This is a genomic window from Clostridium sp. AM25-23AC (genome assembly GCF_003435125.1).
In the GTDB taxonomy this organism is placed as follows: Bacteria; Bacillota; Clostridia; order Lachnospirales; family Lachnospiraceae; genus Pilosibacter; species Pilosibacter fragilis.
In genome coordinates this window covers 21,798-33,196 of record NZ_QWGI01000031.1, presented here as the reverse complement: position 1 = coordinate 33,196, position 11,399 = coordinate 21,798, and the positions used below count along the sequence as shown (strand labels likewise).

The 11,399-nt window shown below is 49.0% G+C and carries 10 protein-coding genes and 2 tRNA genes; 1 reads left to right on the top strand and 11 read right to left on the bottom strand.

The features are described 5' to 3' along the window. Positions 1 to 121: 121 nt before the first annotated feature. From DW677_RS15120 to DW677_RS15105, 4 genes are all read right to left on the bottom strand, one after another. On the bottom strand, positions 122 to 670 hold the full coding sequence (locus DW677_RS15120; RefSeq protein ID WP_117483456.1) for a flavodoxin family protein: 549 nt from the start codon (positions 668 to 670) through the stop codon (positions 122 to 124). A gap of 20 nt (positions 671 to 690) precedes the next feature. Then, positions 691 to 1,236, bottom strand: a complete 546-nt coding sequence (locus tag DW677_RS15115) for a flavodoxin family protein (RefSeq protein ID WP_117483457.1) — start codon at positions 1,234 to 1,236, stop codon at positions 691 to 693. Between the two features lie 259 nt (positions 1,237 to 1,495). Further along, positions 1,496 to 2,833 carry an amino acid carrier protein gene (locus tag DW677_RS15110; RefSeq protein ID WP_117567720.1) on the bottom strand — a complete coding sequence of 446 codons (1,338 nt, stop codon included), beginning with the start codon at positions 2,831 to 2,833 and terminating at the stop codon, positions 1,496 to 1,498. A 15-nt stretch (positions 2,834 to 2,848) separates the two neighbouring features. After that, entirely contained in the window at positions 2,849 to 3,595 is a 747-nt protein-coding gene (locus DW677_RS15105; RefSeq protein WP_117567719.1) for a gamma-glutamyl-gamma-aminobutyrate hydrolase family protein, read from the bottom strand. Positions 3,596 to 3,793: 198 nt separating this feature from the next. Here DW677_RS15105 and DW677_RS15100 point away from each other — a divergent pair. After that, positions 3,794 to 3,865: transfer RNA gene (locus tag DW677_RS15100), tRNA-Gly, on the top strand. A gap of 79 nt (positions 3,866 to 3,944) precedes the next feature. On the opposite strand, the gene DW677_RS15095 is transcribed toward DW677_RS15100, so the two are convergent. The 7 genes from DW677_RS15095 to DW677_RS15065 form a co-directional block, all read right to left on the bottom strand. Beyond that, positions 3,945 to 5,129 (bottom strand): pyridoxal phosphate-dependent aminotransferase, encoded by a 1,185-nt coding sequence (locus tag DW677_RS15095; RefSeq protein ID WP_117483459.1) that lies wholly within the window; start codon positions 5,127 to 5,129, stop codon positions 3,945 to 3,947. 119 nt (positions 5,130 to 5,248) lie between these two features. Beyond that, positions 5,249 to 6,043: an SDR family oxidoreductase gene (locus DW677_RS15090; RefSeq protein WP_117470859.1), complete on the bottom strand. Its 795-nt coding sequence runs from the start codon at positions 6,041 to 6,043 to the stop codon at positions 5,249 to 5,251. Between the two features lie 125 nt (positions 6,044 to 6,168). Continuing rightward, entirely contained in the window at positions 6,169 to 7,092 is a 924-nt protein-coding gene (locus DW677_RS15085) for a fumarylacetoacetate hydrolase family protein (protein WP_117470860.1), read from the bottom strand. 284 nt (positions 7,093 to 7,376) lie between these two features. Then, positions 7,377 to 8,333: a LysR family transcriptional regulator gene (locus DW677_RS15080; protein ID WP_117470877.1), complete on the bottom strand. Its 957-nt coding sequence runs from the start codon at positions 8,331 to 8,333 to the stop codon at positions 7,377 to 7,379. 77 nt (positions 8,334 to 8,410) lie between these two features. After that, positions 8,411 to 10,201: a VanW family protein gene (locus DW677_RS15075; protein ID WP_117567718.1), complete on the bottom strand. Its 1,791-nt coding sequence runs from the start codon at positions 10,199 to 10,201 to the stop codon at positions 8,411 to 8,413. 198 nt (positions 10,202 to 10,399) lie between these two features. Continuing rightward, the gene (locus tag DW677_RS15070; protein WP_117567717.1) at positions 10,400 to 10,963 is read right to left on the bottom strand and encodes a manganese efflux pump MntP family protein; all 564 of its coding nucleotides are present in this window, start codon (positions 10,961 to 10,963) and stop codon (positions 10,400 to 10,402) included. Between the two features lie 219 nt (positions 10,964 to 11,182). Beyond that, positions 11,183 to 11,262: transfer RNA gene (locus DW677_RS15065), tRNA-Leu, on the bottom strand. Between the last annotated feature and the right edge of the window lie 137 nt (positions 11,263 to 11,399).

Below are 11,399 nucleotides of genomic sequence, written 5' to 3'. Positions count from 1 at the left end.
TTTTAAACGTTTTATTTGAAATAGCACAACAGGTTAATTTAATATTTTTATTGTTTCGATTCCTTTGATTTTCCTGCCTTCAGGCATTTTTAGGAATCGCAAAACACATTCTCATTGTCTGTCAGATCGACTTTCCAAGCTCATAAGCCTGTTCCAGTTCCGGCTTTCCGGTGATGTCTCCGACATCCCCATTGCCTCCCGCAAGAACATGCCCGATATTTTTCCATCTCAGATGTTTCATCAGGTGATCATAATAAGTCAGGACATCCTCAAATCCATTTCCTTCTGCCGCCATTAAAAGTGCGCTTGCCCGTCCATGTCCCCGGAGCAGGTTTCCATCGCCTTCCTCAAGTGCAAACAGTCTGTCGATCGCTGTTCTGATCTGTCCGCTCATATTCCAGTAATACAAAGGAGTCGCAAGAATGATCACATCACATTCTTTTACGGCCGGATAGATCTGTGACATATCGTCTTTCTGGACACATGGGCATTCGCGGCTGCTGTGACCGCCAAAACAGCCTTTACAACCATGGATTTCCATGTGATCAAGAAAGAATTCCGTAACCACATTCCCTGCACTCTCTGCGCCTTCCGTAAACTTTCGGACCAGAGCGGAAGTGTTCCCATTTTTTCTGGGACTTCCATTCAGTATTACAATCTTCTTTCCCATACCTGCACTCACCTTTTCTCTCAGATCTTCTCTGCCAGTTCAGCCGCCTGTCTGCATCCGTCTGTTTTTTCGATCTCTCCTGCGTTTAAAACACCCGGGACCAGCACTTCGCCGATCATATTCCACTTCAGCAGAGCAGCCGTACGCTCGATCGGGATTCGGACACCGTCCATGACAGACAGGTCATTTTCCTCACAGCAGGTGATCACGGCACATTCCTTGCCTGCGATCTCTTTCCCTGCCACACAGAAGGAATACATTTTGTCGATAACCCCTTTAATCTGGGCCGGGATCGAATACCAGTAAACCGGTGTGCTGAACACAACCGCATCTGCTTCCAGGATTGCCGGTGCGATCGTATTAAAATCATCGTCAAAGGAACAGGCCTTTCCAGTCTTAAAACATGTCTCGCATGCATGACATCCGCCAACCTGTTTCATCGCTGCATCAAAGCGGGTAACGGTATGCCCTTTATCCTCAGCTGCTTTGATAAATGCCTCTGTCATTGCAAAACTGTTGCCGTTTTTTCTTGGGCTTCCTGTGATAACTACGATTTTTTTGCTCATAAAATTTTCCTCCGCTTCTATTGGATCAGTTTTTTTTGTTGCTTATATCAAGAATGATTTCAAATACAAGTACGCACATTTAAATGTAATACTCACATTATAGTTTAATACTTACCTATACGATAGTATTGATCAGATCAGTGACTCCGTGCAAAGTAACTATTTTCTCCTTCGTTTTTTCATCCTGACACTGAGCTTTTATTTAAATCTCTTTTTAAAAACGGGTATACCCGCCGCAAAAATTATGTCCGATCTCTGCTTACTCCTGGATTTCTCCCCTCTTCAGACGGTCAAAGAAATCAAGTGTGAGCTCCCGCATCTTCGGAACCCAGAACATGATGCCGATGACATGAACCAGGATCATCCACATGTTGCCAAAATCTACCCACGGGAGTGCCGCATCAACACCGATCGTGCCTCCGATGAAACAGCAAACCACAACCAGGATCTGCATGATCCGCTTTGCTGCTTTTCCCAGCAGGTTTTCCGCAAGGATCCCTGCCGATGTTGACATTGACAACGCTGAAGATGCTGCGAAAAGGATCAGGCTGATGGATGCCAGGAGTCTTCCCGGAAGACCGATCGTTCCAAATGCATTGATCGCCAGAACAGAACCAGGATCTCCAGTCTCCCATGTTCCTGTGACAAGAATGACCATTGCGCTGAACGTACAGATGATCATCGTGCACATAAATACCTCGAAAATACCAAACATTCCCTGCTTGACCGGCTCATTTGTGTTCGCCTGGGCATGCAGGATGCTGGCGCTTCCGTTTCCTCCGTCATTCGAGTACACACCTCTGGAACAACCGTTTTTGATCGTTGCCGCCAGCGCAGCCCCTGCAAATCCGCCGGTTGCCGCTGTCCCTGTAAATGCATTTGTAAAGACGGAGATCAGAGCCGGAATCAGATTCTGAATATTCAGAATGATCAGAAGTGTTCCAGCTGCCATATAGATGATCGCCATTGCCGGTACCAGTTTGTCAGTGACCTTTACAAGTGCGCCAAGACCGCCAAGAATAACCAGAACGATGATCACACAGCAAACTACGGTTGTGATCAGGGACGGCACTCCGAATGTATGTACAGAGGAGCTGATCGCTCCGGTGTGAACGCCGCATCCGACCGCCATTCCAAAGCAGCAGGTGATCGCCCAGATCCATCCAAGTGGTTTCCAGATCTTTGCCAGATAAATATTCGCTCCGCCGCGCCACTGTCCGTTTGCATCCTTTTCTCTTGTATACACACCAAGCAATGCCTCAGAATATTTTAATGCCATCGCGACAAAACCGATCACCCACATCCAGAAAACCGCTCCGGGACCTCCTAACGCGATCGCACTTCCGACACCGATGATGTTGCCGGTTCCGATCGTATTTGCAAGTGTCGCTACCATCGCCGACCAGCTTGAGATTCCTTCTTCACTCTTACTGTGCGCTGCATCACCGAATGTTGCCTTCAGCATGTAGCCAAAATGTTTGATCTGGACAAAATCGCATGCCACGGTGATCACAAGACCGCCGCCGATCAGCAGGGCAAGGATCGGGAATGTCCACATCCAGTTCGTAAATGCCATGATTGCATTGTAAATTGCCATATGATCTTCCCCCTGTTATTTCAGTAATGACGCAAAGTACATAAAGATACGGTCCTGATCCAATGTTCCCTTGATCGGATCTCTGTGCATCAGCTCCGGATGCCACTGTACCATAATGATCGGCAGCTCCTTATGTATCATTCCTTCTATAATACAGGTTCTCTTGCACTCTATCTCCAGGGTCTCATCATTTTCGATCTTTTCCAGCCATTCTTTTTTCTGCTCCGGGCTAAGCTTTCCCGAAAGCCATACCTGACCGATCTTAAATCCTTTTCCCGGTTTTTTTACAGCCTGATGATGGGCAGAATTGACAATTCCGGTATCGCCGTAGATGATCGCGAATGGGGTTCCTGAAATGCTGACCGTATCATGCAGCTTGTTCTCGTTCGGAACATATTTATGCATAGTTCCATTCTCCAGATCCTGGATCAATGTTCCCCCAAAATAAACATTAACCAGCTGCATTCCTCTGCAGATCGCCAGGATCGGCTTCTTTGCTTTTACCGCAGCGTCGATCATTGCCATCTGCTCATCATCCAGCGTTCTGTCGAGGTTCATGCTGCCCTGATTCTCTTCCCCATAAAGCTCAGGATCAACATCCGGCAGACCTCCCGGAAATATCACTCCGTCGCAGTCTTCAATGTCCTTCGGATCAAGCGTGATGGACAACTCCACGTTCAGATCCTTCATGGCATCCTGAGTTCCTTCATACAAACCGTATTCATCAATACCACGCTCAACATACAACACCTTTTTCTTCACATCTTTACCTCCTGTTTATCTGATTCTGCCTGAGTCCGTATCCCATGACTACGGTCAAAAGATACGAATCTTCGCCAGATCATTGTACTATTTCCATTTTGCTGCTGTGCAAAATCATGTAAAACATTACGTTTTCATCATTGACAGGTAAAAAAACTATAGGTATAATAGAAACATCTCTTAAAGCAATTTCATTTCGCACGAGTGGCTCAGTGGTGGAGTATCGCCTTGCCAAGGCGAGGGTCGCGGGTTCGAATCCCGTCTCGTGCTCTCGTTATGTACCCCGGAATCTTATAACAGGTTCCGGGGTTTTTAGATATAAAAGAAGTAATCTTCCGATATGAAATGCTTATTTGTTCCTGCGAAGCTTCTCAACAAACTCTTTCAATCTCTTACATCCCTCAACGACATTCTCATAGCTATTCGCGAAGGACATCCGGACATAATGATCACCTTCCGTCCCGAATACATCGCCCGGAACAAGGGCAACTTTTGCGTTCTCAAGGAGCAGCGGTGCGAATTCCTGCCCGGTCATGCCGAGTTTTTCAATGTTGATGAAGATATAGAATGCACCTTTCGGACAGCGGCAGCTTAAGCCGTCGATCTCATTGATGGCTTTGACTGCGTAGTCGCGGCGTCTCTGATACTCTTTGACCATGTCGGTGACTTCGTTTTTCTCTTCTTTGAGGGCAACGACGCCTGCTTTCTGTACGAAGGAAGTTGCGCATGTGACCACATGCTGATGAAGCTTGTTGACGGTCTTAACAATCTCCTCATTGCATGCAGCATATCCGAGTCTCCATCCGGTCATGGAATACGCCTTTGAGAAGCCATTCAATGTGATGGTACGCTCTTTCATTCCCGGAAGGGAAGCGATGCTGATGTGCTTTGCATCATCATATAGCAGTCTCTCGTAAACCTCATCGGAGATGACCATGATGTCGTTCTTCACTGCGATTTCCGCCAGTTCCTTTAAGACATTCTCAGCGAGAACACCTCCGGTCGGGTTGCTCGGTGTGATGAGGACCATGGCTTTTGTTCTCGGAGTTACCTTTGCGCGGATCTCATCGAGATCGATCTGGTAATCATTCTCTTCCTTTAATGTATAGGTGATCGGTGTTGCGCCGAGAAGCTTCGGTACATTTAAGTAGTTTAACCAGCCTGGATTCGGAACGAGAATTTCATCGCCCTCATCGAGAATCGCTGTCATTACATCGAAGACAGCCTCGGAAAGACCAACGCTGACGATGATCTCGGACGGCTTGTAGTCGACATTATTCTGAGTCTTTAATTTCCAAGCGATCGCCTCGCGGAGCTCCATGGTACCGAAGTTGGAGGTGTAGAAAACGTCACCTTTCTCGATATCGGCGATGCAGGCTTTTTTGATATATTCCGGTGTGTCAAAATCCGGACGACCAAGTTCAAAGTGAATCACGGTCTCACCGGCACGCTCCATTGCAAGCGCTTTTTCGTTTACTTTTCTGATTCCGGACGGAGCGAGCTCGTCCATTCTTTTTGCAAATAATTTATCCATCACTAAAGTTCCTTTCTGCTTTACGCTTCCCAGTCCAGAAGGAGTGACCTGATATTGGCTGTTTCAATCCGTATTGCCCCGCTGTTTTCACACGCAGCGGGACAATACATGTTTTCTGATTAATATGCGGTCGTCATAGCGCCGTCTAAGAGGATCGTCTGGCCAGATACATATGTGTTTGCCTCAGAGCAGAGCCATGTTGCGAGACGACCGTACTCGTCGATAGTGCCGTAGCGCGCCATCGGGAATTTCTTAAGGTCCTCTTTTTCATAGTCGGATACGCTGATTCCGGCTTTGTCCGCGCGCATCTTATTTAAGCTCTCGATTCTTGCTGTGCCGATACGACCAGGTCCGATGACATTGATCAGGATGTTGTCCTTGCCGACTTCTCTTGCAAGTGTCTTGCTCATGCCGACAACGCCCATTCTCATGGTGTTGGAAAGGATCAGGTTGTCGAGGCAGTCCTTAACAGAAGAGGATGTAGAGTTTACGATACGGCCACCGCCGAGACGTTTCATGGACGGGAGTACCGCACGGATGGTTCTTACATAGGAAAGGAGACACATATTGAAAGCGCCTGTCCATGCTGCGTCATCAAAGTTCTCGAACGGTCCCGGCTTCGGACCCGGGCACATATTTACTAAAGCGTAGATGTCGCCGAGAGTATCGACCGTATGTTTTACAAGTGCGTCAATGTCTTCCGGTTTATTCACATCGCAGAGGAATGTTTCCGGTCTATTTCCGGTCTCTTTCTCGATCTCAGCCTGCGCCTCGAGGAGCTGATCCTTAAACGGTTCAGCGGTGCAGATCATAACCTTTGCGCCCTCACGCGCCATCTCTGTTGCGATTCCTTTTCCAAGTCCTGCTGCAGATGCCATGCAAAGAACAACTTTATCTTTTAAACCTAAATCCATGATAGATACCTCCAATTTAAATGTTTTGAAACTGGTAACTGTTTATCTCTTCACAGCTATCCGGGATCAAATTATTATTTTAATTATTTGAATTGTTTGATTAAAATACAGTAATTGAATAAGTTCTATTTCTCCGGATGCTTTTTCAAGTCAACGACCGGGTTCACAAGCGGTGCCATCTCAAATCCGTCCGGTCCCTGGATGCGGCATTCCGCTATGTCGCCGTCCTGAATGTGGAATGCTCTCGGTGTTCCGGTGGAAAGGATGTCTCCTGCGTACCAGCCCTGAATACTGCTGTGCAGGGACACGAGGCGTGCCGGGCGGTGTGTCATATTCGCAACTACGTTTTCCGCGTGAACCTCGCCATTGTGGATACTCTGTACATTTAATTTCAGCACATCCGGAACCTCATCCGGTGTTACGAGCTGCGGTCCAAAGGAGAAGAAGGTCGGGAAGTTCTTGACGATGCAGAGGTATCTCGGATTTCCTGTCACATAATCATTTCCCTTTAAGATGGACTCCTCTGTCATGTCGAGGATCGTTGTGTATCCGACGATGGCATCCTGCCAGTTCTCCTCGGAAACGTCTCTGCAATCCTTTCCCATGATAATTCCAAGCTCTGCCTCAGCGGTCGTCTTCTGCGCTTCTTTTAACTTCGGAAGCAGGATCTCGTCCCCAGGTCCGATCAGGGTATCTGCCATCTTGAAGAAGCTTCCCGGGAATCCCTTCGGCGCTGCGGATCCGATGTCTCCCGCATGATCCACATAGTTAAGACCGATTCCAAAGATACGTTTCGGGTTGCGGTAAAGCGGACCATATACAACATCTGCGTTCGGGACAAGACCTGCAATGTTCTCAAGCTCTTCCTTTCCGCCCTCGTTATACCATTTTGTTAAGCCCGGGATCTGCTGTTTCTGGATCAGGCTCATCATGTCTTCCGCCCATGCAGTTCCCTTTGCGGCGTTCAGCGCCTTGATCGGAAGAATACCGCGATTTAATACGATACCGGCTTTTTCTGTTCCGTTTACCTTGATAGTTGCTAATCTCATGCTGAATCCTCCTTATACTGTGACTTCTTTGTGGTTCCCGCTTCATGCGGAGCTTCTGTTCTGACGCATCCGACCTCTGTGCGGTAACTCTTTATGTACCTTGCTTGTTTCTGACATTACTGTAACATCTATGAGAAAAGATTTCCAACTCGCTTTCAGATATGGATGTATAAGCAAATGCTTATAGGGGATAAACGAAAAGCGCCCGGAACAGAATTCTGTTCCAGACGCTTTTCGCCTGATACTATATATTTTGACAGATACGCAGTCGGTATCCATCCACGTTATTTCTTCGCAAGCATTAGATATTTAATAAAGTCATCCACCGTCGGTCCAACGCCGGGATAGCGCTTCATTGTCAGCAGAATTGCCCTCTTCGCCAGAGGATCCCCGAGCTTATAATAACACAGCTTTTCGGTATTCTCCGTGTATTTTAAAAGCCCATCCCGGAAGAAAATAATACCGGTCTGTCCACTTCTCGCCACGTTATAGGCTGTCTGAAGCTGATCGAAGGACATCACGACGTTTGGCTCAAATCCCGAATGCGCACAGATATCCATACTCCTGCGATAGGCATCGTGATGTTTTTTGAGCATCAAAAACGGTTCCTTCGCGACGAGGGAAAGATCAACAGCCGGTACCGAATCATCCAGAAAACTTCTGTTTAAGATCGCCTCTCTCGAGATCTGATATTGTTTCATTCTGTCATTGACCTCAAAGGATGCCGGAACAGCCATTACCATATACTCATATCCCAGTGTCACACTCTCAAACATTTCCGGATCCAGCACCTCGACATCGATCGTGATATTGAACTGTCCGGAACGGAGACCTGCGTCCATGCCGGAGGCATCCGTCTCCGTCACATTGATCCTGCATTTCGGATTGAGCCGGTAGTAGCCACGGATGATATCCGGGAGAAGATAGGCGCAGAAATATCCGGAAGTTCCAATATTGATGATTCCCGTCCGGATTCCGGCAAGATCCGCAAAGTGATGTTCGATTTCATTCCTCAGCTCATAAATCTTTCTCGCCTGCTCAAGGTAATACTGCCCTGCCGGTGTCAATGCCACCGGCGTGACGGCACGGTCAAAAAGCGGGATCCCGTAAAGGTCCTTTTCCAGCTTTTTGATCGCGCCGCTGAGTGCTGGCTGGGACACATAAAGCTTTTGGGCTGCCTTCGAAAAGCTGCCCTCTTTGGCGATCTCCATCACATATTCATATTCGCGCCTGCTGAACATGCCGCATTCACCCCTTGTTTCTATCTGGTGTTTTCCTGTATCTGCCAGTGCCATTGCCAATGCGTGCAAAGATTTCCCTAGTTCCCATTTCCCGGAAATCCCGCAATATTTCCAATGGCTTCCGTCGGTGCAGCTGCGGATGTTTCATCACCCGGGCCCTTTGGCGCGGCTGCCGTCGTTGCTTCTGTCGCCGGTGCAGCCGTCGTCGCTGCCTCAGTCGCTGCCGCTGTCGTCGATGCAGCCGTTGTCTCACTGTGTGTGCCCTTCGTCTCAGAGCCACCGGTGGATACCGCTGCCGCCGATGTGCCGGAAGAACCAGCTGCGGTTGTCGCGGCGGCGGAGCTCTCCGGTGCGACGCTCTCGCCCGGAACATATCCGTCCGGCATTCCGTCTACTGCTGCCGCGGACGTGGACTCCACTGCGGATGTCTCATCCGGTGAAACCTTCACGGTTCCCGTATTTCTGCGGATCACAGCCGCATGTCCCTTGTAGGTTTTCGCGTGATCTTCTGTCTTCTCGACAACAGTTCCGTTCTTTGAAACAATCTTATAGGTAACCCAGCGGCTGCCGTTCGTCGCTGCCTTCTGTGTCACCTCGGTGCCCGGATCCAGTGTCGGATCCTCCACATAAGTCGGCTCCGGCGGCGGAAGCTCATCCGTCTTCTCAGACTCCAGACTCCAGGTGATTCCATCCTCCAGAACCGGTACTCCGTAGAAGGAGACTGTCATCTTCCGGTTGCTGTAGTTCGCGCGGATACCGATGGCCGCCTTTGATGTATTGATAAACCGGAAATCCGGAATATCCCAGCTGATGGCCGCATCCTGTCCCGGAGTTACGTAGTTCGGCTCAAAGGTATGAGATCTTCGGAACGTGATCTGCATACCGGACTGGAATGCCACACGGTACATCGTGGAAGATACCTGGCAGACACCGCCGCCCGGTTCCTGTACGACCTCGCCTCCACTGTAGGCAGCCGCTTCCTGATATCCCTTTTCCGCCGTGCGCTGTCCCACGACCTTATTAAAGGAAAATTCCTCACCCGGCTGCACGATGGTTCCGTTGATAGCCCTGGCCGCAAGCTTTACGTTTGTATTTCTCTTCTCGTTGGCGGTAGTCTCCGTCGTAAACGTAGAAAGAGTCTTATACTGCTCCTTCGCGTTCGCTGCGGAAAGCTCCGGCTGGCTCTCATTAACCTCAGCCTGGATCACGGCGTCATAGTTTCCGCTTGTCGCAGCCTCCACGAGGTCCTTTATAAGCTTCTCCTGGTTCACAGCCTTGCCCGGAGCTCCGTCCGCAAACAGGAACTTATCCGTCGCAGCGTCATACTCGGAGATCGAGCCGTTCTTTGCCTTCACATCCCACTTCGCCGCCGCGTCCGCCGCTGCCTCTGCCGCAGCGGACTGCAGATCCTCGGAGTCTTCAACCGCGAAGGTGTACTCTCCCTCTGCCTTTCCCGTGCAGATTCCATCTAAAAATGCGTCAAGATCAGTGTCGATCAGGTTCTCCGCGTCGATACTCTCCCCGTTGTAGGTGATCGTCACCTTCCACGGATATTCTTTTTCAATAGCGGCTTTCGCCTCACTTCTCGTCATTCCCTTTAAGGAGATTCCGTTTACGCTGATATCGGATGCCTGGAATGTGGATTCCTCGATGGCACTGGCCTCCGTCTCTTTTCCGTGGCTCTTTCCGCCGGAAAAGATCCGGATCACGCCCGCGATCAGCACGATGCAGATCACCGCACTGCCGATCATGATCCGCCGTCTTATAATGCGCTTTCTCTTCCTGCGCTGCGCCCGGATCCATGCCGGGGAATGCTGGCGGTAATCATCCCGATATTCTCTCTGTCTGTTTGTGTTTCTCTTTTCCATATTTTTTCAACTTTCCGGAAAATTAGAATCGTTTTCCATGCTTATGTCAACATAGTTACAGGGTCCGCATCAAATGACGCTGAACCCTGATGTATACAATGCTCATCGTACACTGCTGTACGCCTCTCAGATACTCACTCATTATATCGGTCTGCCAAACCATTGTCAAGAATCCCGGAGGTCTATTTGTATCTCATATCAGCCTAAAAATCCCAGATGCTCCAGCAGGATCTTGACTCCCATGAGTATCAGGATCACACCGCCGGCCAGCTCCGCCCTCGACTTATATTTCATCCCAAATATATTACCAACCTTTACCCCGACCGCCGACAGGACAAAGGTCGTACAGCCGATAAAGGTCACCGCCCAGACGATATTTACATGGAGAAATGCGAAGGTGACTCCCACCGCGAGGGCATCAATACTCGTCGCAACCGCCAGCGCCAGCATGGTCTTCATATCAAAGCTCGCGCTGACCTCTTCCTCTTCGTCCTCCCTGGATTCTTTGATCATGCTTGATCCAATGATCCCGAGAAGCACAAAGGCGATCCAGTGGTCGATCCGGGTGATCATGGATTCAAACTGACTTCCCAGAAGATAACCAAGGGCCGGCATCAGTGCCTGAAATCCGCCAAAATAAGCGCCGCAGAGCAACGCATGCTTCGGTTCCATTTTCGTCACCGACAAGCCCTTACAGACAGACACCGCGAAGGCGTCCATCGACAGCCCCACAGCCAGGATAAACAATTCCAGAAGCCCCATAGATCATTTCCTCCAAATTTTATTTCTTGTTGATCTTCCCACCAGTAAGAGGCCCGCAAATGCATAAAAAAAGAGACCCCCTCTGTCTTTTCCCGACAGATAAGTCTCATCATTTAAAGTAAAACCAGGATCATTTCCAGTATGTTGGCCTTACTGCGCCAGTGGCGCCGACTACTCCCCTATTCTGGTAGTTATTCGATTCGTAATTCTAAAGAAGAATGCGGATGAAGGGATTTGAACCCCCACGGTTGCCCGCCAGCTCCTAAGGCTGGTGCGTCTGCCAGTTCCGCCACATCCGCATGATCTCCGATAGAATCTCATTATAGCGTGTTTGAAAAGAATTGTCAATTACGCTTTTGTTTAATTTTCCGCGCAAGTTTCCCACAGTTACAACGGTATCATACGGAATTTTCAGTTCAGAAAATTCCTACCCATG